The organism is Bacillus sp. SRB3LM, from assembly GCF_015712745.1.
In the GTDB taxonomy this organism is placed as follows: domain Bacteria; phylum Bacillota; class Bacilli; order Bacillales; family Bacillaceae_G; genus Bacillus_A; species Bacillus_A thuringiensis_K.
The window spans coordinates 198,135-221,065 of record NZ_VWVQ01000103.1 but is presented as its reverse complement, the minus strand read 5'-3'; the positions used below and the strand labels follow the sequence as shown (position 1 = coordinate 221,065).

Genomic DNA, 22,931 nt, shown 5'->3' with positions numbered 1-22,931 from the left:
GTAGAAAAATATGAAGTTATTTCATACAGCGGATTGGCATTTAGGTAAGCTTGTTCATGGCGTGTATATGACTGAAGACCAAAAGATTGTATTAGATCAGTTTGTACAGGCTGTTGAAGAAGAAAAACCAGATGCTGTAATTATTGCAGGGGATTTATATGATCGAGCAATTCCACCTACAGAAGCAGTAGACTTATTAAATGATGTGCTGCAAAAAATAGTTATTGATTTACAAACACCAGTTATTGCAGTAGCTGGTAATCATGATAGTCCGGATCGTATCCATTTTGGAAGTAGTTTAATGAAAAAACAGGGCTTACATATTGCAGGTCAATTTCAATTCCCGTATGAACCTGTTGTACTAAATGATGAATATGGAGAGGTTCACTTCCATCTAATACCGTATGCAGACCCAAGCATAGTGAGGCACGTGTTAAAAAATGAAGACGTACGTTCTCATGATGATGCGATGCGCATTTTTATGAATGAGCTCTCTGAAACGATGGATAAAGAAGCTAGACATGTATTTGTTGGACATGCATTTGTAACTTCTTCAGGAGAAGCGGAGGAGAATACAAGTGATGCAGAACGACCACTTTCAATTGGTGGTGCTGAATATGTAAATAGTCATTATTTTGATAAGTTTCATTACACAGCGCTTGGACATTTACATCAAGCGCATTTCGTACGTAATGAGACGATTCGATATTCAGGTTCACCACTTGCCTATTCAATTTCTGAAGAGAAACATAAAAAAGGTTATTACATTGTAGAACTGAATGAAACTGGTGAAGTAGCAATTGAAAAAAGGTTACTTTCACCACGTCGCAAAATGCGAACAGTAGAAGCGAAAATAGATGAATTATTACAGCACCCAGTAAGTGAAGATTACGTATTTGTAAAATTATTAGACGAAAACCCCGTCTTACAACCAATGGAGAAAATACGATCTGTATATCCAAATGCAATGCACGTTGAAAGAGCGATGCAAAGGCGAGAACTAACAGATACAAATGAAGTAACTGTTTCAAGACATAAAACGGATGATTTATCTCTTTTAAAGGCTTTCTATAAAGAAATGAAAGGGTTAGATTTATCAGAAGAGAAAGAACGCCTATTTATAGATGTATTACAAACAGTGCAAGAACGGGAAGGTGAACGAGGATGAGACCGATTCAGCTTATTATGACAGCATTCGGGCCATATAAACAGAAAGAAGTAATCGATTTTGAAGATCTTGGAGAACATCGTATTTTCGCTATTTCTGGGAATACAGGAGCTGGAAAAACAACGATTTTTGATGCGATTTGTTATGTGTTATATGGTGAGGCTAGTGGAGAAGAACGTAGTGATACGAGCATGCTTCGAAGTCAATTTGCTGATGATAATGTTTATACAAGTGTTGAACTAACCTTTCAGTTAAAAGGGAAACGCTATGAAATAAAACGACAACTTGGACATAAAAAACAAGGGAACAAGACGATCACAGGACATGCAGTAGAATTATATGAAGTAATTGATGAAGAGAAGGTTCCAGCCGTTGATCGTTTTCATGTAACGGATGTAAATAAAAAAGTAGAAGATTTAATTGGTTTAAGTAAACATCAATTTAGCCAAATTGTTATGTTACCCCAAGGGGAATTCCGAAAACTATTAACATCTGAGACGGAAAACAAAGAAGAGATCTTACGTCGTATTTTTAAAACGGATCGTTATAAGTTAATGCGTGAGTTACTTGACCAAAAACGAAAACAATGGAAAGACGTCTTACAAGAAAAGCAGAAAGAGCGAGAGTTATACTTCCGCAATGTTTTTAAATTACCAATCCGTGATGGAGCATTATTAGAGACTTTAGTGGAACAAGAACATGTAAATACGCATCAAGTAGTAGAAGCATTAGAACAAGAAACAGCTGTGTATAAGGCAGAGGTTGAGCAATTACAAGTAGAACAAGATGTTCAAACGAAGCAATTAAAAGATGCTGAAACACGTTTTCATGCAGCGAAATCTGTAAATGATAAATTTATAGATTTACAACAAAAGAATGAGAAATATAACATTTTACAAGAGAACCGTTCAGCAATTGAAAGGAAAGAAAAATTCTTTAAACGTGCGGAACAAGCAAAGCGCTTATTACCATTTGAACAATGGTATGAAGAAGCGATGCAAAATGAGCAGAAAGCTGAAAGTTTGTTAAAACAGATAATTGTCAAACAAGAACAGATAATGAATAGTTTTGAACTTGCTCAGGAGAAGTATGAAGTAGTAAAGAATAAAGAAGCTGAACGAGAAGAGGCTAAAAAACTTGTTCAAAGATTAGAAGAGTTACAAGCGATTATTGCATCATTAGCTGAGAGAAAGTTGAATTTACAAAATGCCGAAATTCAAATAGGGAAATTAAAAGAAAGTATGCAAAAGTTGGATCAACAACTAGAAGAACATACAAACCAAAAACAGAGAATGTCTGATGAAATGCAGCAATTAGAACAAGCACTTGAGCAATATGTAGCTAAAGTGGAAGAACTAACGAATATGCGAGAAGATGCAAAAGTTTTAAAGCAAGCATATGATGTTTGGCAAGAAAAACAAAAATTCGAGCAAGAAAAAGAAGCGGCAAATAATAAAATGCAAGTGGCAGTTCGTGCATATGAAAACATGGAGCGCCGCTGGTTAAGTGAACAAGCTGGTATATTAGCTCGTCATTTACATGACGGTGAATCTTGTCCGGTATGTGGTAGTACGAATCATCCTCAAAAAGCTACAGAGCAAAGTAATGCGATCGATGAAAAAGAGTTAAACGATTTAAGAGATAAGAAGAACATTGCTGAAAAATTCCATGTGCAAGTAGAGGAGAAATGGAATTTCTATCGACTACAATATGAACAAGTGATAGAAGAAGTTGTGAAGCGTGGCTATAACTCCGAAAAATTAGTTGAAACATATAGTGCACTTGTTCAAAAAGGAAAACAATTAGTAGCAGACGTTAATACGTTAAAAGCAAGTGAAGAAACACGTAAGCAGATTGCTGCGAACATGAAAAGCGTAGAAGAAAAAATAGAAGAACTTCAGAAACAAAAACGAGAAGTGGAAACAATGCAGCACCGTACAGAAATCGAGTGTATGCAACTTCGTACGTCATATGAACATGATAAACGAAATATTCCAGAAAACTTACAAACAGTACAAGCTTGGAAAGCACAGTTTAATCAAGCTATGCAGGAACTTAGGTTAATGGAGGACGAATGGAAGAAAGTCCAGGAAGCGTATCAGCATTGGCAAAATGAAAATATACGTATTCAAGCTGAACAAAAAGGTGCTTCTAATCAATTTGAAAGTGCAAAATTAAAGAAAGAAGAGACTTTCGCACGCTTTATGAAAGAGCTAGAACAAAGCGGGTTTACAGATCAATTCACGTATAAAGAAGCCAAATTAAGCGATGCCGAGATGGAGATGTTACAAAAAGAAATTCAAGGTTATTATTCATCGCTTGAAGTACTTGCAAAACAAATTGAAGAGTTAAACTCAGAATTAAAAGATAAAGAGTATATGGATATTACATCTTTAGGTGAACACATAAAAGATCTAGAAATTAATCTCGATATAATTAAAGAAAAACGTCAACGTGCGCAAAATGCGGTAACATATATTTCTGATTTACATGAAAACATTAGACGTATTGACGAACAAATTCACGAGGAAGAAAAAGCCTTCCAAGAACTAGTTGATTTATATGAAGTAATGAAAGGTGATAACGAAAGTCGTATATCATTTGAACGTTACATCTTAATTGAGTATTTAGAACAAATTGTTCAAATCGCAAACGAACGACTACGTAAATTATCAAATGGACAATTTTATTTAAAACGAAGTGAGCGAGTTGAAAAAAGAAACCGCCAAAGTGGATTAGGTTTAGATGTGTACGATGCATACACTGGCCAAACGCGCGATGTAAAAACATTATCCGGCGGAGAGAAATTTAACGCATCACTTTGCCTAGCGCTAGGAATGGCAGATGTCATTCAAGCATATGAAGGCGGTATTTCCATCGAAACGATGTTCATCGATGAAGGGTTCGGTTCATTAGATGAAGAATCATTAACGAAAGCAGTAGATGCCTTAATTGACCTACAAAAATCAGGCCGATTTATCGGTGTCATTTCACACGTACAAGAGCTGAAAAACGCAATGCCAGCTGTATTAGAAGTAACGAAGCAGAAAGATGGATGTAGTCAGACTAGGTTTGTGGTGAAGTAAGCTTAGAGAATGGAGTAGGGAATCTACCGATACTTTTAGTCTCGTATGTAATAAAATAAAACGTCGTCTCTTCATTGGAGACGACGTTTTATTTATATATCTATGAATTATCGGAAGAAGGCGGCGTATTCTCCAAACGATTATAAGCTTGAAAAGCTGAAATTGCCGATATAGCCCCGCCTACTAAAAATAAAGTCGATCCTCCAACTAAGATGATATGACTGACATATGTTTCCGGTGCTTCTTCGACTTCTTCTTGTAACGCTGTAGGCATATGAATTCCCCTTTATAAAAGTTGCTTTATTTCCCTATTTGCCGTGCAGTAAGACGCCCATCTCAAAATTCAGCGGAAGCAAAGAAATTATGAGGGGGGCAGGTTGCCCGTAAAAGCACGATTGGTGAGGGCTGATTAAAGTTTTACTTTATAAATAGTATATACAAACGCCTAAAATGTGTTAAAGTAACTGATGATTTTATGCAGTGAGTAATTAGATGAGTAGGATGCGAGTGGCTAAATAAATCTTCATCACAAATTTATGTGAACTTCACATAGAGCACATATTAACATTGTATTATGTATATGTACCAAATAAATAAATAAAGTGAATGTAAGTTCTGTTTTCAAAAATTTAAAATCCTTTTATTTCTATATAAAAGTTTTAATCAAGGGTTTTAAAAAATTTGGAAATAGATCTTATGAATATGGAATTCATATAAAAGGGGAATGTCTTATGACAACATATACGAGTGAAATGAGAAAAACTTTAGTTTCAGAAGAAGATGTAGATATTTTAAAAATTATGGCGCATCCAATCCGACTGCAAATTGTAAATGAATTAAGTACGAGAAAAACTTGTAATGTAACACAATTAACAGAGTTACTGAATATTCCGCAATCTACTGTTTCACAACATTTATCAAAAATGAAGGGTAAAGTGTTACGAGCAGAGAGAAGAGGTTTAGAAATTTATTATCATATTAACAATTTAAAAGCGAGTAAGATTGTTAATGTTTTAGGGTATATAAACTAGTGAAATATTTTTATATAAAATAGCCCCTGCTGTTGAGCAGGGGCTATTTTGTGTTGTTTTATGTATTTGTATTTAAAACTTTATAGTTTTTATGATTTACAATTGTTCGATCAAATTCAAAAGTACCACCGCTTACATTTGTAATTTCAACTAAGACCGATTCAGTATAAAGTTTTAATACAGATCCTGTAATCTTTAAATTATTTCGTTGAAAAAGTATAGTATCCCCTATGTTTGCTTTCATAGTACCTCCTCATTAAAGACAGAAATTTTTTTATTATATATATTAAACCACGGATAGATATATTAGTGAATATTTAGTTTTATTTATCAAAAAAATATTTGTTGTCTATGTGTGCAGAATTAAAAGAGGTTTTAACAAGACGTATTAAAAATGCTTTCATTATGATGGAATTTGTTTGTTAAATCTTCACATTTTAATAAACAATTATAAGCGTATAAAGAAAGTCAGGCTTTTGAATTGACTTAATAAAACCGTTTCTTTAATAAATAGTTTTTTGTATTTCGTCCTTCATTTTCTGTAACTGATTCCATGTTTTTGACGCTCTATCTTGTAAGTGCTTACATAAATGAAAACATCTTATACAATGAAGGTGTCAAATCAAAAGAGGTGACCAAAATGAACATAAAAAAAGTAAATTTAGCGAATAGCATTGAAATAGAAAGAGGGGGCGGAAAGATATGAAAAAATCAACTGTTAATCCATGGCTTGTTGTCCTTGGCACAGTTATAGTACAGATGGGGCTTGGGACGATATATACATGGAGTTTATTCAATCAGCCTTTAGTTAGTAAATATGGTTGGAGTCTTAACGCTGTTGCGATAACTTTCTCAATTACTAGTCTTTCTTTAGCATTTTCAACTTTATTTGCGAGTAAATTGCAAGAAAAATGGGGACTTCGTAAACTTATTATGATAGCTGGATTAGCATTAGGACTAGGATTAATACTTAGTTCACAAGCATCCTCACTAATATTATTTTATGTACTAGCGGGAGTTGTTGTAGGTTATGCAGATGGTACAGCATATATCACTTCACTATCAAATTTAATAAAGTGGTTTCCAGAGCGTAAAGGTTTAATTGCTGGTATTTCTGTCTCTGCATATGGTTCAGGTAGCTTAATCTTTAAATACGTTAACGCACAGTTGATTGAATCAGTTGGTGTATCCCAAGCATTTATATACTGGGGTTTAATTGTTACAGCTATGATTGTAATTGGTGCTTGTTTAATCCATCAAGCTGCAGATCAAGGAGCAGTTCATGAAACAAAAACTAAGGAATACACAACGAAAGAAATGTTAGGCACAAAACAAGTATACTTATTATTTATCATGTTATTTACATCATGTATGAGTGGCTTATACTTAATTGGTATGGTAAAAGACATTGGTGTTCAACTTGTAGGACTTAGCGCAGCAACAGCAGCTAATGCGGTGGCTATGGTTGCAATCTTCAATACATTAGGTCGTATCATTTTAGGACCATTATCGGATAAAATTGGGCGTTTAAAAATCGTTACTAGTACTTTTGTTGTTATGGCGAGTTCAGTCTTAGTTCTAAGTTTTGTAGATTTAAATTATGGTATTTACTTCGTATGTGTAGCAAGTGTAGCGTTTTGCTTTGGTGGAAATATCACTATTTTCCCAGCTATTGTTGGTGATTTCTTCGGTATGAAAAACCATAGTAAGAACTACGGAATTGTGTATCAAGGGTTTGGATTTGGGGCGCTTGCAGGTTCCTTTATCGGTGCACTTCTAGGTGGATTCAAACCAACGTTCATGGTAATAGGTGTATTATGTGTCGTGTCATTCATTATCGCAATTTTAATTCAAGCACCTAAGCAGAAAAAAGAAAAAGAAGAAGAGTATCGCAGCGTAGCATAAGTATACAAATCTTCTATAACACTATGATTACGAAAAAGCATCCTATTCTATTAATTAGGGTGCTTTTTTTATGAGTTATTTTAACAAGGTTAAATTACTTTTGGGATTTTTATAGATGTAAAAGTGAGTGGAATACCCATTTGGAATATAATAAATTGATACATCGTATTCGAAATATATATTAAATCTTAAATGACAAAAAAGACATTCATTAGTATTTGTAAGATATATTTTCAGAAAAATATTGAGAAAATATATACTTGAGTTTTTCATAAAGCATTGTAAATGAACGTATCTCTAGTTTAGTTTCTTCAATTTTAAAAAGAGGACTTTGAATTTTATTTATAATATAAGTACTTTTAATGCGTTTACATATGATTTTATTAAGAAGCATTAAAATGGTTTATCTGAAAAATAAAAAAAGATTGACAAGTTTATTGAGAAACATTATCATTTCGGTGTAAGATGGTAAATGAAAAACATTATCAATAAAATGGATTTTAAAGTAATGCGCACTTGACCAATTAGTTTAGTAAGTGTATTATTTTTTACAACACAACTGATAATGAAAATCAATATCATCGGTGTTACTTAATGAAATTAATGTTTATGTGAAAGGATAGAGAAAATGAACTTAGGGGAATTTGATGGGCAAACAGTTTTAGTAACAGGTGCAGCACAAGGCATAGGCAGTGTCGTTGCCAAAATGTTTTTAGAAAGAGGAGCCAAAGTTATTGCGGTTGATCAAAATGAAGAGGGGTTAAATGTACTCTTAAATCAAAATGAATTAAATAATACACGTATGAAAACGTTTCGTTTAGATGTGAGTGATAGCGCCGCTGTTGAAGACATGGTAAATCATATTACAAATGAAATAGCGCCAATAGATATTTTAATAAATGTTGCAGGGGTTTTACGTATGGGACCAATTCATTCGTTAAGTGATGAAGATTGGAATAAAACATTCTCTGTAAATACGACAGGGGTTTTCAATATGTCCCGAGCGGTAAGTAAAAATATGATGTTAAGAAAATCGGGGGCAATTGTTACAGTCGGTTCAAATGCGGCAAATACGCCAAGAATGGAGATGGCTGCGTATGCTGCGTCAAAGGCCGCAACGACGATGTTTATGAAATGTTTAGGACTAGAGCTTGCGGCATACAATATACGCTGCAACTTAGTTTCTCCAGGTTCTACTGAAACTGAGATGCAAAGATTACTATGGGCTGATGAGAATGGAGCTAAAAATATAATTGCTGGTTCTCAAAATACATATAGACTCGGAATTCCATTACAAAAAATTGCACAACCTTCAGAAGTTGCTGAAGCAGTGTTATTTTTAGCCTCAGATAGAGCGAGTCATATTACAATGCACAATTTATGTGTCGATGGCGGTGCTACGTTAGGAGTTTAATAAAAATTCAGGAGGTTATTATATTATGAATGAACATATAGCTGTAAAGGAATTGTCAGAAAAACTTTTAGATGATTATAAGACTGAATCTTCATTCTTTTTCGCTTCACCAACTCGAACGATATTAACAGAAGGAGAGTTTACTACAGTAAAGCATCGTGAAATTGAAAGTTTCCCAGAGCTTGTGCAAACGACATTAAGTAATGCGAAACAAGCTGGAAATCCAAATCCTATCGTTGTGGGTGCTTTGCCATTTGATCGTAGAAAAGAAGTCCAACTCATCGTACCAGAATATAGCAGAATTTCTGAGCGGTTACAATTGGATACAACAAATCAGCTTGAAACAAATGAGAACGCAACATTTGAAATGACGCCAATGCCAGACCCTGAAGTTTATATGAATGGTGTGAAGCAAGGAATTGAAAAAATACAGGACGGTGATTTAAAGAAAATCGTTCTATCCAGATCGTTAGATGTTAAATCTTCCGAAAAGATTGATAAGCAAAAACTTCTGCGAGAATTAGCAGAGCATAATAAGCATGGTTATACATTTGCTGTGAATTTACCGAAAGATGAAAAGGAGAACAGTAAAACGCTAATTGGAGCAAGCCCTGAATTACTTATTTCACGTAATGGTATGCAAGTTATTTCTAACCCGTTAGCTGGTTCAAGGCCACGTAGTGAGGACCCAGTAGAAGATAAAAGAAGAGCAGAGGAATTACTTTCTTCTCCAAAAGATTTACATGAACATGCGGTAGTAGTGGAAGCGGTTGCCGCTGCACTTCGTCCGTATTGTCATACATTACATGTTCCAGAAAAGCCATCAGTTATTCATAGTGAAGCGATGTGGCATTTGTCTACAGAAGTGAAAGGTGAACTTAAGGATCCAAATACTTCTTCTTTACAATTAGCAATTGCCCTTCATCCTACGCCAGCAGTTTGCGGAACTCCGATGGAAAAAGCAAGAGAGGCTATACAGCATATTGAGCCATTTGACCGCGAGTTCTTTACAGGAATGCTAGGATGGAGCGATTTAAATGGAGATGGAGAATGGATTGTTACAATTCGTTGTGCTGAAGTACAAGAAAATACACTTCGTTTATATGCAGGAGCTGGAGTTGTTGCTGAGTCAAAACCAGAAGATGAGTTAGCAGAAACATCAGCTAAGTTCCAAACAATGCTAAAAGCTTTAGGGTTAAGAGATAGTTCACTTAATGAAAAATAGGGGGAAGAAAGAATGCTAGTAGGTTATACAGAATGGCCAAAAGAATTTGCCGATCGTTACCGAGAAGCAGGATGTTGGCTTGGTGAAACATTTGGAGGAGTGTTAAGAGAGCGAGCTGAGAAATATGGAAATCAAATCGCGGTTGTAAGCGGTAAGACGCATATAACGTACAGTGAACTTAATAAAAAGGTAGATCGTTTAGCAGCAGGTTTACTGAATTTAGGAATAAAGAAAGAGGACAGAGTTGTAATCCAGTTACCTAACATTATCGAGTTTTTCGAAATATGTTTTGCGCTATTTAGAATTGGAGCGCTTCCTGTCTTTGCACTACCTTCACATCGAAGCAGTGAAATTAGTTATTTTTGTGAGTTTGGCGAGGCGAGCGCTTACGTTATTTCAGATAAGGCTCTTGGTTTTGATTATCGAAAACTAGCAAGAGAAGTGAAAGAGAAAGTGCCAAATTTACAACAAGTTATTGTAGTGGGAGAAGAAGAAGAATTTGTGAACATAAATGATCTGTATATGGATCCCGTCTCATTACCAGAAGTTCAGCCAAGTGATGTTGCGTTTCTCCAATTATCAGGAGGGACAACAGGACTTTCTAAATTAATTCCTCGAACGCATGATGATTATATTTATAGTTTACGTGTTAGCGCTGAAATTTGTAATTTAAGTGCAGAGAGTGTCTATATGGCCGTTCTTCCAGTAGCACATAATTACCCGATGAGCTCTCCTGGAACATTTGGAACTTTCTATGCAGGTGGAAAAGTTGTGCTGGCAACTGGGGGTAGTCCGGATGAGGCATTTGCACTTATCGAAAAAGAAAAAGTTACGATTACTGCTCTCGTACCGCCATTAGCAATGATATGGCTTGACGCTGCATCTTCTCGTAATGCTGATTTATCGAGTTTAGAGGTTATTCAAGTAGGTGGTGCTAAGTTTAGTGCTGAGGTTGCAAAACGTATACGCCCTACATTTGGATGTACGTTACAGCAAGTATTTGGTATGGCGGAAGGATTAGTGAACTATACAAGATTAGACGATCCGGAAGAAATTATTATTCATACACAAGGTAGACCAATGTCTGCACTCGATGAAGTACGAGTTGTTGATGAAAATGACAACGATGTAAAACCTGGCGAAGTAGGTAGTTTATTAACACGAGGTCCATATACAATTCGTGGTTACTATAAAGCCGAAGAGCATAATGCCCGATCATTTACAAAGGATGGGTTTTATCGCACAGGTGATCTTGTAAAAGTAAATGAACAAGGATACATCATTGTAGAAGGAAGAGATAAAGATCAAATTAACCGTGGTGGTGAGAAAGTTGCTGCGGAAGAAGTTGAAAATCATCTATTAGCACACGATGCGGTCCATGACGTAGCAATTGTATCTATGCCTGACGATTATTTAGGTGAACGCACCTGTGCTTTTGTTATAGCTCGCGGACAAGTTCCAGCAGTAAGTGAATTAAAAATGTTTTTAAGAGAACGTGGTATAGCGGCTTATAAAATTCCAGATCGAATTGAATTTATTGAATCATTCCCGCAAACAGGAGTCGGAAAAGTCAGCAAAAAGGAACTACGTAAAGTCATTGCTGAAAAACTTATTACAGTAAAACAATAATAAAAACCGGAAGGAAGTGATTAGATGGCTATCCCATCTATTTCAGTATATAAAATGCCAATTGAATCAGAACTACCAAAAAATAAAGTGAATTGGACACCAGATCCGAAACGTGCAGTACTTTTAATTCATGACATGCAAGAATATTTTCTTGATGCATATAGCGATAAAGAATCACCAAAAGTAGAACTTATTTCAAATATTAAAATGATAAGAGAAAAATGTAAGGAACTTGGTATACCAGTTGTTTATACAGCACAACCTGGTGGACAAACGTTGGAACAACGAGGTTTATTACAAGACTTTTGGGGTGACGGTATACCTGCTGGACCAGATAAAAAGAAAATTGTTGATGAACTTACTCCTGATGAGGATGATATATTCCTAACAAAATGGAGATATAGTGCATTTAAAAAGACAAATCTATTAGAAATTTTAAATGAACAAGGAAGAGATCAACTCATTATTTGCGGTATTTATGCGCATATTGGCTGTCTTTTAACAGCTTGTGAAGCATTTATGGATGGTATAGAGCCGTTCTTTGTAGCAGATGCAGTTGCTGATTTTTCACTAGAGCATCATAAACAAGCATTGGAGTATGCATCTAATAGATGTGCAGTAACGACATCAACAAACCTACTGTTAAACGATTTACAAAGTGTAAAAGATGATGAGAGTGAAGGAATCACTATACAGGAAGTGCATGAACTAGTTGCACAACTACTTCGTGAGCCAGTAGAGAGTATTGATATTGATGAGGACTTATTAAATAGAGGGCTTGATTCGGTCAGAATTATGAGTTTAGTAGAGAAGTGGCGTCGTGAAGGGAAAGAAATCACTTTTGCAGATTTAGCAGAACGTCCAACTGTTGCAGGTTGGTACAGTTTACTATCTTCACAAACAGCACAGGTGCTGTAACAAATAGACTACATAATAAAGGGGTAGTAAAGAATGCCTAACAGTCAAAAGATTCGTCATTCGTTATCATCTGCGCAGTCTGGTATGTGGTTTGCGCAACAATTAGATCCGCTTAATCCAATTTACAATACTGGAGAATATGTAGAAATAAACGGAAATATTCATCAAGAAATTTTCGAATTAGCTGTACGTAAAGTTGTAATGGAAGCAGAAGCACTTCATGTTCGCTTCGAGGAGGATGAAATTGGCCCATGGCAAGTTATTGAAGAATCACAGTTTCATATGCATTTTATTGACGTTCGTAAAGAAGAAAATCCTGAAGAAGCTGCTAAAGTATGGATGAAAAATGATTTATCTATGCCAGTCGATTTGAAAAAAGATACATTATTTACTGAAGCACTTATTCAAGTTGAAAATAATCGTTTCTTTTGGTATCAGCGCATCCATCACATTGTGATGGATGGCTATGGATTTTCACTTCTTAGCCAAAAAGTAGCGAATGAGTATACATCACTTATAGAAGAAACAAACAAGAATGAAAAGCCATTTGGTTCTCTTACAAAGGTCGTGCAAGAAGATATTGAGTATCGTGAGTCTAAAAAATTTCAGGAAGATCGTACTTTTTGGTTAGAAAAATTTGCGGATGAACCAGAAGTTGTAAGCTTGGCAGAGCGAGCACCGAGAACATCAAATGGATTTTCACGAGAAACAGCTTATTTATCTAGTTCTAGCACGAAAACTTTATTAGAAGATATCAATATTTCGTTAACAAGTTGGCCGGAATTCATTGTCGCTGTAACAAGTATTTATATGCATAAGTTAACAGGTGCAAATGATATTGTTTTAGGTTTACCGATGATGGGACGTCTAGGTTCGGTATCTATTCATACACCAAGTATGGTAATGAATTTAGTGCCACTTCGTATTACAGTAACTCCAAATATAACTCTTGCGGAATTATTGCAACAAGTTTCTAAAGAAATCCGAGATGTACGTCGCCATTATAAATACCGTCATGAGGAATTAAGAAGAGACTTAAAGTTACTAGGTGAAAATCAAAGGTTGTTTGGACCGTTAGTGAATGTTATGCCTTTTGATTACGGGCTAAATTTTGCTGGAAATCGTGGTATTACGCATAATTTATCAGCAGGACCTGTCGATGATTTATCAATAAATGTATATAAACGTTTTGATCAAAATGAGCTAATGATTCATTTTGATGCAAATCCTGAAGTATATAATGGCGCGGAGCTAGCATTGCATAAAGAAAGATTTATGAATCTATTTGAATTAGTAGTAAATAATTATGAGAAAAACGAGTCGATTGGAAAAATAAACATTACTCTGCCTGAAGAAAATCATAAAGTTTTATTGGAATGGAATGAAACGAAGGAAGACGATGAGTTAATCAGTCTGCCTATATCATTTGAAAAACAAGTGCAAAAAAATCCCAATAAACTAGCCATTACTTGTGACGGTGTAAACCTTACGTATAAAGAGCTAAATGAACGAGCGAATGAACTAGCACATTATTTAGTAGAAGAAGGAATGCGACCAAACCAGTTTGTAGCTTTAGTATTCCCTAGATCAATAGAAATGGTAGTTAGTATGCTAGCAGTCTTAAAGGCTGGTGCAGCGTATTTACCAATAGATCCAGAATACCCAGCAGAAAGAATTAATTATATAGTAAATGACGCAAAACCAGTTTGTATCATAACACATTCATCTGTTTCATCTAAGTTAGTTATAGAAAATGATATGAAAAAAATTGTATTAGATGAAGAAGAAACGAAACTAGCGTTACATACATATTCTCGTATGAATATAGCATGTAAGAATGATGTATCACTTTTAAACCCAGCCTATACAATATATACTTCAGGCTCAACAGGAAACCCAAAAGGTGTAATTGTTCCTATGAGAGGTTTAAGTAACTTTTTAATGGCTATGCAACAAAAATTTTCATTACATGAAAATGATCATTTATTAGCAGTTACAACGTTTGCATTTGATATTTCTGCACTAGAAATTTATTTACCTCTTATTAGTGGTGCAAGTTTAACAATTGCACAAAAAGAAGACATACAAGAGCCATCAGCAGTAGCGACACTTTTACAAGAAGAAAGAGTGACAATTATGCAGGCTACACCGACGCTTTGGCAGGCGTTAGTAACTGATTATCCAGAGAAGCTACAAGGGCTAAATATACTTGTTGGTGGTGAAGCTCTTCCAGAGCATTTAGCAAATAAATTAAAAGAATTAGGTTGCTCAATAACTAATTTATATGGACCAACTGAAACGACGATTTGGTCTACTTTCATGAACATTGATGAAGGTGAAAAGGGTATACCTCCTATTGGAAAGCCAATTTGCAATACAGAAGTGTATGTATTGGATGCAGGGTTACAACCAGTTCCACCTGGAGTTATTGGGGAATTATATATTGCAGGGGAGGGACTTGCAAGCGGATATTTAGGAAAACCTGAGTTAACAGCTGAACGGTTTATTGCAAATCCTTATGGAGAATCAGGGAAGCGCATGTACCGTACAGGAGATCTTGTGAAATGGCGTAGTGATGGTGCGTTAGAGTACATTAGTCGTGCAGATCATCAAATTAAAATTCGTGGATTCCGAATTGAATTAGCTGAAATTGAAACGGTATTACAACGACATGAAAATATTCAACAAGCGGTAGTAATGGTACGAGAAGATCGTCCAAATGATAAACGCATCATTGCGTATATCGTTGCAGAAGAAAAGGAACCGATTAATCTTTCAGAAATTCGTTCTTATGTTTCAGAAAGTTTAGCGAATTATATGATACCATCGGCATTTGTTGTGCTAGAAGAATTACCATTAACGCCAAATGGTAAGGTTGACAGAAAGAAATTACCTGCTCCTGATTTTAATGGAATGAACAATGAGAGAGTTGCTAGAAATCCGAAAGAAGAAATATTATGTGATTTATTTGCAGAAGTACTTGGTGTTTCTCGAATTAGCATTGATGATAATTTCTTTGAAATGGGTGGACATTCACTTCTCGCATCTCGTTTAATGGCAAGAATTCGTGAAACGTTAAGTGTGGAATTAGGAATCGGGAAACTATTTGAATCACCAACTGTTGCCGAACTGGCGAAACAATTAAACGATGCAAAAAGTGCAAGACCAGCTATTCAGAAAGCAAGTAGGCCAAATGAAGTTCCACTTTCATTTGCACAGCGCAGGTTATGGTTCTTAAATTGTTTAGAAGGTCCAAGTCCTACTTATAATATTCCGCTAGTCATTCGTATGAATGGAATATTGAATCGGGAAGCATTACAAGGTGCTTTTTATGATGTAGTTGAGAAACATGAAACACTTAGAACAATTTTCCCTAACGTATTAGGTAGTTCCTATCAGAAAATTTTAGATATGGAAAACTTAAATCTAGAAATGGTTATAACTAATACATGTAAAGATGAATTAGAAAGTGTACTTTCAGAGGCGGTAAGATATAGCTTTAACCTCGATTTTGAGCCGGCAGTTCGTTTGCAACTTTTTACAGTGAGTGAAAACGAACATGTATTATTAATTCTATTACATCATATTATAGGTGATGGCTGGTCATTACAGCCGTTAACGAGAGACTTTACAGCGGCGTATAAAGCGCGATGTCAAGGTGACAGAGTTCAGCTGGAGACACTTCCCGTTCAATACGCGGATTATGCACTTTGGCAACAGCAATTGCTAGGTGATGAAACGACACAAGAGAGTCTTATTTCAACACAATTAGATTTTTGGAAAGAAGAACTTAAAGGTTTACCAGACCAAATGGAGTTACCTACAGATTTCCAGCGTCCAATTGAGACGAGTTACCGCGGGGAAACAATTCATTTTCATATAGATGAAGAAATGCATAGTAGGTTAGTAGAGCTTGCACGTGAAAATGGAGCTAGTTTGTTTATGGTATTGCAAGCAGGGCTTAGTGCACTATTTACAAGATTAGGTGCAGGCACTGATATACCAATTGGAAGTCCGATTGCTGGAAGAAATGATGATGTACTCTCTGACATAGTCGGCTTATTTGTAAATACATTAGTGTTACGTACAAATACATCAGGAGATCCAAGTTTTAAAGAATTATTGAATAGAGTAAAGCAGACAAATCTTGCAGCTTATGAAAATCAAGATGTTCCATTTGAACGACTCGTTGAAGTGTTAAACCCAGTGCGTACTCGAAATAGTCATCCGCTATTTCAAGTTATGTTAGCTTTCCAAAATACGCCAGAAGCAATCTTTGATGCCCCGGATATAGAAGCGAACCTTGAAATTCAAAGCGTCGGTTCTGCAAAATTTGACTTAACATTTGAAATTAGTGAGAGTAACGGGGGGGACGGTACTCCGAACGGTTTACATGGATTACTAGAGTTTAGTACCGATTTATATAAACGTGAAACGGTTCAAAAACTAATAGAACGATTCATTTTGTTATTAGATGATGCAGCGAAACATCCGGATCGATCCATTGGCAGATTAGAAATATTAACTGTAGCAGAGAAAAATACAGTGTTAGAAAAGTGGAATGGTGGTTTTCAAATTGCACCAGAAATGACATTGCCACAATTATTTGAAAAGCAGGCTCATATAAATCCAAATTCTATTGCTGTTGTCTTTGAAGATAAGAAATTAACTTATGAAGAGTTAAATAGAAAAGCAAATAAAATAGCTCGATTCCTAATAGCAAAAGGGATTGGTCCTGATCAACTCGTTGCTTTAGCGATGCCAAGATCATTAAACATGGTTGTAAGCTTATTAGCTGTTCTTAAAGCTGGTGCTGGATACCTTCCGTTAGATCCAGATTACCCAGCAGACCGTATTTCATTTATGCTACACGATGCGAAACCATCATGTGTTTTAACGAATTCAGAAGTGGAAATTGAATGTAATGAGGCACTAAAAGTTTTAATTGATAATGTAAAAGTAATAGCAGAAGTTGAGAAATATAGTGAAGACAATATTGATGAAGTGGAACGTATTAAGCCATTATCTCCATCACATATTGCTTACGTTATTTATACGTCAGGGTCAACGGGTAGACCGAAAGGCGTTATGATACCTCATCAAAATGTAGTAAGACTTTTAGGAGCAACTGATCATTGGTTCCAGTTTGATGAAAACGATGTTTGGACGATGTTCCATTCATATGCTTTTGATTTCTCGGTTTGGGAAATTTGGGGACCTTTATTATACGGAGGGCGTTTAGTTGTAGTGCCACATACTGTAAGTCGCTCACCGAAAGAATTTTTACAGCTTCTTGTTAAAGAAAAGGTTACGATTTTAAACCAAACTCCATCAGCGTTCTATCAATTGATGCAAGCAGATCGTGAAAATGAAGAGATTGGCCAAAAATTATCTTTACGATATGTTGTTTTTGGAGGAGAAGCACTTGAGCTAAGTCGCTTAGAAGAGTGGTATAGTCGACATCCTCATAACGCACCAAAGCTTATTAATATGTACGGTATTACGGAGACGACAGTACATGTTAGTTATATTGAATTAGATGAAACTATCGTCTCTTTACGAGCAAATAGTTTAATTGGGTGCAGTATACCTGACCTTAAAGTGTATGTGTTAGATAACTATTTACAACCAGTGCCACCTGGAGTAGTTGGAGAAATGTATGTTGCAGGTGCAGGGCTTGCGCGTGGATATTTAGGAAGAGCAGGATTAACGGCTGAACGCTTTATCGCAGATCCATTTGGCAAGCCAGGTACAAGAATGTATCGTACAGGAGACTTAGCTCGCTGGCGTAAAGATGGGACGCTAGATTATATAGGACGTGCAGATCATCAAATCAAAATTCGTGGATTCCGAATTGAATTAGGAGAAATAGAAGCAGTCATAATGAAGCACCCTAAAGTTGAGCAAGTAGCCGTTATTGTACGGGAAGATCAACCAGGGGATAAACGGTTAGTTTCTTATATCGTTGCATCAAATAATGAAGCGATTGATACGAATGAAATGCGTCAGTTTGCTAGTGGTAGTTTACCAGATTATATGGTTCCATACGCTTTTGTAGTAGTAAATGAGTTACCTTTAACTCCAAACGGTAAATTAGATAGAAAGGCATTGCCAGCTCCAGAATTTATTGCATCATCTTCTAGTTGTGGTCCAAGAACACCGCAAGAAGAAATGTTATGTGACTTGTTTACAGAAGTGCTAAGTGTACCTCAAATTGGAATTGATGACGGATTCTTTGATCTTGGTGGCCATTCACTCCTTGCAGTGCAGCTTATGAGCCGCATGAAAGAGGCGCTTGGAGTGGAACTAAATATTGGTACTTTATTTGCAGCACCGACTGTTGCAGGGTTAGCTGAAAGACTTGAGATGGGGAATGGTCAAAGTGCACTTGATGTGTTGCTTCCATTACGAGCAAGTGGGGATCAATTACCACTATTTTGTGTACATCCAGCTGGTGGATTAAGTTGGTGCTATGCAGGACTTATGAAATCTTTAGGAACAGATTATCCAATCTATGGTGTACAAGCACGAGGTATTGCTAAAAATGAAGAACTTCCAAAAAGTTTAGAGGAGATGGCGGCGGATTACTTGAAACATGTTCGTGAAGTACAGCCTTATGGACCATATCGTTTACTAGGTTGGTCGCTTGGAGGAAATGTTGTGCATGCAATGGCGGCGCAATTACAAAATGAAGGGGAAGAAGTAGAATTACTCGTTATGCTTGACTCTTATCCTGGACACTTCTTACCGAATACGGAAGCGCCTACTGAAGAGGAAGCGTTAATCGCATTACTTGCTTTAGGCGGATATGACCCAGATAACATGGATGGTAAACCACTTACAATGGAAAGTGCAGTTGAAATCCTTCGTAAAGATGGAAGTGCATTAGCAAGTCTTGAAGAAGAGACTATATTGAACTTGAAAGAAACATATGTAAATTCAGTAGGGTTGTTAGGGAAATATGTACCGAAAGTTTATAACGGAGATATCTTATTCTTTAGATCTACTGTTATACCAGACTGGTTTGATCCTATTTCTCCAAATACGTGGCTAAATTATTTAGATGGGCAAATTGTGCAGCACGATATTGATTGTAGACATAAAGATCTATGTCAGCCAGGTCCACTTACGGAAATTGGACAAGTATTAGCGAAATATTTGCAGAATAAGAAAGGGGTAAGTAGAGTATGACGAATCCATTTGAAAATGATAATTACACATATAAAGTATTAATAAATGAGGAGGGCCAGTATTCTCTCTGGCCTGCTTTTCTCGATGTACCTATTGGCTGGAATGTCGTATATGAAGAAGCTAGTAGGCAGAGTTGCTTAGAATATGTTGAATATAACTGGAAAGATTTGAATCCACAAGGTAATCAAGTTCGCGAAAAAACATTAGTAGGAAAACGATAATGAAAGAAAAACTAAATCCAAAAGTAGTTGTAAGTATCGTTTATATAACTGCGATGTTTATGGCTGCGATGGACGCAACGATTGTAAATGTAGCACTGCAAACGATAAGTAGAGAACTACAAGTACCTCCATCTGCAATGGGGACGGTTAATGTTGGGTATTTAGTTAGTTTAGCTGTTTTCCTTCCGATTTCTGGTTGGTTAGGAGATCGTTTTGGTACGAAAAGAGTGTTTTTAATTGCTCTTTTCGTATTTACAATTGCATCTGCTTTATGCGGAATGGCTAACGATATTACTTCATTGAATATTTTCCGTATTATTCAAGGTGCTGGCGGAGGGCTTTTAACACCGGTTGGAATGGCGATGTTATTTCGAACATTTTCACCAGAGGAAAGACCGAAGATTTCCCGGTTCATTATACTTCCAATTGCTGTAGCACCAGCAATTGGTCCTATCATCGGTGGTTTCTTTGTAGATCAAATGTCTTGGCGTTGGGCATTTTATATTAATCTACCGTTTGGAATCGTTGCATTGCTATTTGGACTTCTATTTTTAGCAGAACATGTTGAAAAATCAGCTGGTCGCTTTGATTCGCTCGGCTTTATTTTATCAGCACCAGGATTTGCGATGCTCATATATGCACTCAGCCAGGGACCATCAAAAGGGTGGATTTCTCCAGAAATTATGAGTACTGGGATAGTTGGGGTTGTATTCATTACATTGTTTATAATTGTAGAACTGAAAGTAAAGCAACCGATGTTAGATTTACGCTTATTAAAAGAACCAGTCTTTAGAAAGATGAGCCTTATATCATTATTTTCATCAGCTGGTTTATTAGGAATGTTATTTGTTTTTCCTCTTATGTATCAAAATGTGATAGGAGTTTCTGCACTGGAATCAGGACTTACGACATTTCCAGAGGCGATTGGATTAATGATTTCTTCACAAATTGTACCATGGTCATATAAGAAATTAGGAGCTCGAAAGGTAATTTCTATTGGATTAATTTGTACCGCGGTTATCTTTGTTTTATTAAGTTTTGTAAATCACGATACGAATCCGTGGCAAATCCGGGCATTATTGTTTGGTATCGGTATTTTCTTAGGTCAATCTGTCGGTGCGGTTCAATTTTCTGCCTTTAACAATATCACGCCGCCTTCTATGGGGAGAGCGACTACTATATTCAATGTGCAAAATCGACTAGGTTCAGCAATAGGAGTAGCGGTTTTAGCTAGTATACTAGCTGGTTTTGGAGGTAATAACGTTCAATCCGATTTTTTACCATATCAAGCAGCATTAATTGGGTCAGCAATATTTTTGCTCATAGCACTACTATTTTCTTTACGTATTTCCGATAAAGAGGTAATGTCAAAGAAGAAAGAAAAAACATTATCTGTATCAGAAAAAGAGAAAGTACTTGTCAATGAATAACAATATACGTATGCTTTTTTATGAAAATTGATATTCGTTGAATAAAGGAGAGTTTACATGATAGAAAGTAAAGTTGTAGATTCTATTCCAACTTTGAATGAGAATGATTGTCAAATATGGTGGGCAAGAATTTCGGATTTACAATCATGGCATTACAATTTACTAAATGATATAGAGCGAGAGAAAGCAAATTCGTATCATCATTCGGCAGATCGAGCTCGTTTTATAATAGGTTGCGTAATAAGTAGATTAGTTCTCGGCAAGATACTTTCTATGTCACCAGTCCAAGTACCAATTGATCGAATGTGCTCAGTATGTAAATTGCAGCATGGAAGACCACAATTACCAGAAGGTATGCCGCAATTATCCGTTTCGCATTCAGGTGAGTGGGTTGTCGTTGCATTTACAAAATCCGCACCTGTTGGCATAGATGTAGAACAAATGAATCCAAGTATAGATGTTATGAAAATGGCAGAAGGTGTATTAACAGACATTGAAATAGCGCAAGTTATGAAACTGTCAAATGAACAGAAAATAGAAGGTTTTTTAACATATTGGACTCGAAAAGAAGCGGTGCTGAAAGCGACAGGTGAAGGACTAATGATTCCACCAGTACATATTACAGTATCAGCTCCAAATGATCCTCCAAACTTGTTGGTTTTTAAGGATAGACAAGAGTTAGCAAGTAATACAATGATGGAAGATGTAAGGCCTAGTTTAGATTATAGGGCTTCTGTTGCAATATTCAGTAAGGAAGTGACTGAAATTACGCAATTAGACGCAGCAGCACTTTTAAATCTTAAATAAAAAAATTACAGAAGAGGTGTTCCTCATGTTAGTAGCGGAAAATAGAAAGAATGAATTCACTTATAATGTACAAGCAATTAAAAATATTTTATTTTCTGGAGATACATCATCCATTCATGCTTTAGAAAAGCTTTTAAATGATACAGTTCAGTTTGATGTTCTTGAACAAGAGGCACTTGGTAGACAGTACATTCCGAAAGAAGCAAAGAATTTCTTTGATAAAGATGGAACATTTCTTTACCGTGTATCTAATGTTAGTTATAAAGGAAAGGTGTTATCTGAAAATCTAATTTTTGCAGACACTTCGTTTTTACCGGACGCAATAAAGAGTGAATTAGAGAGTGGAAATATTCCTGTTGAAAAGCTTATAGAAAAGATGGAAGTAAGAAGAAACGTATTATATGAAGGATATCAGCCATCTGGAAATATTATTGAATTGTTTGATGGATGTTCTGTTACAGCGAATGTGTATCCAACTAGAAAGTATCAAATTGTAAGTAACTGCAAATGTGTATTTTATATTTGTGAAGTGTATCATGCAGAGAATATAAAGCGATTGCTTAAATAAAAACAAGAAACCAGCCTATAAAATGGCTGGTTTCTTGTTTTTATTTAACAGCTTCTTTTAATTCTTTACCCGCTTTAAATGCAGGAACTTTACCAGCGGCGATTTGAATTTCTTCGCCAGTTTGCGGATTACGTCCTGTACGAGCAGATCTTTCGCGTACTTCAAAAGTTCCAAACCCGATTAGTTGAACCTTATCTCCAGATTGTAATGCATTAGCAATTGTGTCAAATACGGATTGTACAGCTGCAGAAGCGTCCTTTTGAGAAATATCAGCTGATTGGGCTACGTTTTTAATTAATTCTGTTTTGTTCATGTTTTCACCTCATAAAAAAATTTTT

At 35.9% G+C, this 22,931-nt stretch carries 16 protein-coding genes; 13 read left to right on the top strand and 3 right to left on the bottom strand.

All coding sequences use genetic code 11. The annotated features are described in order from the left end of the window. Positions 1-10 precede the first annotated feature (10 nt). Both F3I02_RS28310 and F3I02_RS28305 read left to right on the top strand, forming a co-directional pair. On the top strand, positions 11-1,168 hold the full coding sequence (locus F3I02_RS28310; RefSeq protein ID WP_000765150.1) for an exonuclease SbcCD subunit D: 1,158 nt from the start codon (positions 11-13) through the stop codon (positions 1,166-1,168). After that, a complete protein-coding gene (locus F3I02_RS28305) occupies positions 1,165-4,254 on the top strand; it encodes an AAA family ATPase (RefSeq protein WP_196478656.1) in 3,090 nt (1,029 codons plus the stop codon). The genes F3I02_RS28310 and F3I02_RS28305 overlap by 4 nt, the downstream gene beginning before the upstream one ends. 100 nt (positions 4,255-4,354) lie before the next feature. Here the strand turns inward: F3I02_RS28305 and F3I02_RS28300 are convergent, their stop codons facing one another. Further along, entirely contained in the window at positions 4,355-4,528 is a 174-nt protein-coding gene (locus F3I02_RS28300) for a hypothetical protein (RefSeq protein WP_001141665.1), read from the bottom strand. A 457-nt stretch (positions 4,529-4,985) separates the two neighbouring features. On the opposite strand from F3I02_RS28300, the gene F3I02_RS28295 reads away from it, so the two are divergent. Further along, on the top strand, positions 4,986-5,285 hold the full coding sequence (locus F3I02_RS28295) for an ArsR/SmtB family transcription factor (RefSeq protein ID WP_000214801.1): 300 nt from the start codon (positions 4,986-4,988) through the stop codon (positions 5,283-5,285). A gap of 58 nt (positions 5,286-5,343) precedes the next feature. Here the strand turns inward: F3I02_RS28295 and F3I02_RS28290 are convergent, their stop codons facing one another. Continuing rightward, positions 5,344-5,529 carry a YkvS family protein gene (locus F3I02_RS28290; RefSeq protein ID WP_000646581.1) on the bottom strand — a complete coding sequence of 62 codons (186 nt, stop codon included), beginning with the start codon at positions 5,527-5,529 and terminating at the stop codon, positions 5,344-5,346. Positions 5,530-5,987: 458 nt separating this feature from the next. Between F3I02_RS28290 and F3I02_RS28285 the strand changes: the two genes are divergently transcribed. The 10 genes from F3I02_RS28285 to F3I02_RS28240 all read left to right on the top strand — a co-directional run bounded on the left by F3I02_RS28285 (position 5,988) and on the right by F3I02_RS28240 (position 22,593). Continuing rightward, positions 5,988-7,190, top strand: a complete 1,203-nt coding sequence (locus tag F3I02_RS28285; RefSeq protein WP_000750122.1) for an L-lactate MFS transporter — start codon at positions 5,988-5,990, stop codon at positions 7,188-7,190. 628 nt (positions 7,191-7,818) lie between these two features. Next, entirely contained in the window at positions 7,819-8,604 is a 786-nt protein-coding gene (dhbA, locus tag F3I02_RS28280) for a 2,3-dihydro-2,3-dihydroxybenzoate dehydrogenase (protein ID WP_001048435.1), read from the top strand. A gap of 25 nt (positions 8,605-8,629) precedes the next feature. Next, complete coding sequence (gene dhbC, locus F3I02_RS28275) at positions 8,630-9,829, top strand: isochorismate synthase DhbC (protein ID WP_001002065.1); 1,200 nt, start codon at positions 8,630-8,632, stop codon at positions 9,827-9,829. A gap of 12 nt (positions 9,830-9,841) precedes the next feature. Continuing rightward, entirely contained in the window at positions 9,842-11,458 is a 1,617-nt protein-coding gene (locus F3I02_RS28270) for a (2,3-dihydroxybenzoyl)adenylate synthase (protein WP_000960122.1), read from the top strand. 24 nt (positions 11,459-11,482) lie between these two features. Then, positions 11,483-12,376, top strand: coding sequence for an isochorismatase family protein (locus F3I02_RS28265; protein ID WP_001007259.1), 894 nt, complete (start codon positions 11,483-11,485; stop codon positions 12,374-12,376). 33 nt (positions 12,377-12,409) lie between these two features. Then, on the top strand, positions 12,410-19,567 hold the full coding sequence (locus F3I02_RS28260) for an amino acid adenylation domain-containing protein (RefSeq protein ID WP_196478655.1): 7,158 nt from the start codon (positions 12,410-12,412) through the stop codon (positions 19,565-19,567). After that, positions 19,564-19,788: an MbtH family protein gene (locus F3I02_RS28255; protein ID WP_000184059.1), complete on the top strand. Its 225-nt coding sequence runs from the start codon at positions 19,564-19,566 to the stop codon at positions 19,786-19,788. The genes F3I02_RS28260 and F3I02_RS28255 overlap by 4 nt, the downstream gene beginning before the upstream one ends. Next, entirely contained in the window at positions 19,788-21,218 is a 1,431-nt protein-coding gene (locus F3I02_RS28250; RefSeq protein WP_000660201.1) for an MDR family MFS transporter, read from the top strand. The genes F3I02_RS28255 and F3I02_RS28250 overlap by 1 nt, the downstream gene beginning before the upstream one ends. A 57-nt stretch (positions 21,219-21,275) precedes the next feature. Next, positions 21,276-22,025, top strand: a complete 750-nt coding sequence (sfp, locus tag F3I02_RS28245) for a 4'-phosphopantetheinyl transferase Sfp (protein ID WP_000573001.1) — start codon at positions 21,276-21,278, stop codon at positions 22,023-22,025. A gap of 25 nt (positions 22,026-22,050) precedes the next feature. After that, positions 22,051-22,593, top strand: coding sequence for a hypothetical protein (locus F3I02_RS28240; RefSeq protein WP_000959128.1), 543 nt, complete (start codon positions 22,051-22,053; stop codon positions 22,591-22,593). A gap of 40 nt (positions 22,594-22,633) precedes the next feature. Here the strand turns inward: F3I02_RS28240 and F3I02_RS28235 are convergent, their stop codons facing one another. After that, the gene (locus F3I02_RS28235; RefSeq protein WP_001043905.1) at positions 22,634-22,906 is read right to left on the bottom strand and encodes an HU family DNA-binding protein; all 273 of its coding nucleotides are present in this window, start codon (positions 22,904-22,906) and stop codon (positions 22,634-22,636) included. Positions 22,907-22,931 lie beyond the last annotated feature (25 nt).

Bases quoted from the DNA above. Each gene is read 5' to 3' on its own strand.
- F3I02_RS28310 (WP_000765150.1), top strand. From the start codon at position 11: ATGAAGTTATTTCATACAGCGGATTGGCATTTAGGTAAGCTTGTTCAT.
- F3I02_RS28305 (WP_196478656.1), top strand. From the start codon at position 1,165: ATGAGACCGATTCAGCTTATTATGACAGCATTCGGGCCATATAAACAG.
- F3I02_RS28300 (WP_001141665.1), bottom strand. From the start codon at position 4,528: ATGCCTACAGCGTTACAAGAAGAAGTCGAAGAAGCACCGGAAACATAT.
- F3I02_RS28295 (WP_000214801.1), top strand. From the start codon at position 4,986: ATGACAACATATACGAGTGAAATGAGAAAAACTTTAGTTTCAGAAGAA.
- F3I02_RS28290 (WP_000646581.1), bottom strand. From the start codon at position 5,529: ATGAAAGCAAACATAGGGGATACTATACTTTTTCAACGAAATAATTTA.
- F3I02_RS28285 (WP_000750122.1), top strand. From the start codon at position 5,988: ATGAAAAAATCAACTGTTAATCCATGGCTTGTTGTCCTTGGCACAGTT.
- dhbA (WP_001048435.1), top strand. From the start codon at position 7,819: ATGAACTTAGGGGAATTTGATGGGCAAACAGTTTTAGTAACAGGTGCA.
- dhbC (WP_001002065.1), top strand. From the start codon at position 8,630: ATGAATGAACATATAGCTGTAAAGGAATTGTCAGAAAAACTTTTAGAT.
- F3I02_RS28270 (WP_000960122.1), top strand. From the start codon at position 9,842: ATGCTAGTAGGTTATACAGAATGGCCAAAAGAATTTGCCGATCGTTAC.
- F3I02_RS28265 (WP_001007259.1), top strand. From the start codon at position 11,483: ATGGCTATCCCATCTATTTCAGTATATAAAATGCCAATTGAATCAGAA.
- F3I02_RS28260 (WP_196478655.1), top strand. From the start codon at position 12,410: ATGCCTAACAGTCAAAAGATTCGTCATTCGTTATCATCTGCGCAGTCT.
- F3I02_RS28255 (WP_000184059.1), top strand. From the start codon at position 19,564: ATGACGAATCCATTTGAAAATGATAATTACACATATAAAGTATTAATA.
- F3I02_RS28250 (WP_000660201.1), top strand. From the start codon at position 19,788: ATGAAAGAAAAACTAAATCCAAAAGTAGTTGTAAGTATCGTTTATATA.
- sfp (WP_000573001.1), top strand. From the start codon at position 21,276: ATGATAGAAAGTAAAGTTGTAGATTCTATTCCAACTTTGAATGAGAAT.
- F3I02_RS28240 (WP_000959128.1), top strand. From the start codon at position 22,051: ATGTTAGTAGCGGAAAATAGAAAGAATGAATTCACTTATAATGTACAA.
- F3I02_RS28235 (WP_001043905.1), bottom strand. From the start codon at position 22,906: ATGAACAAAACAGAATTAATTAAAAACGTAGCCCAATCAGCTGATATT.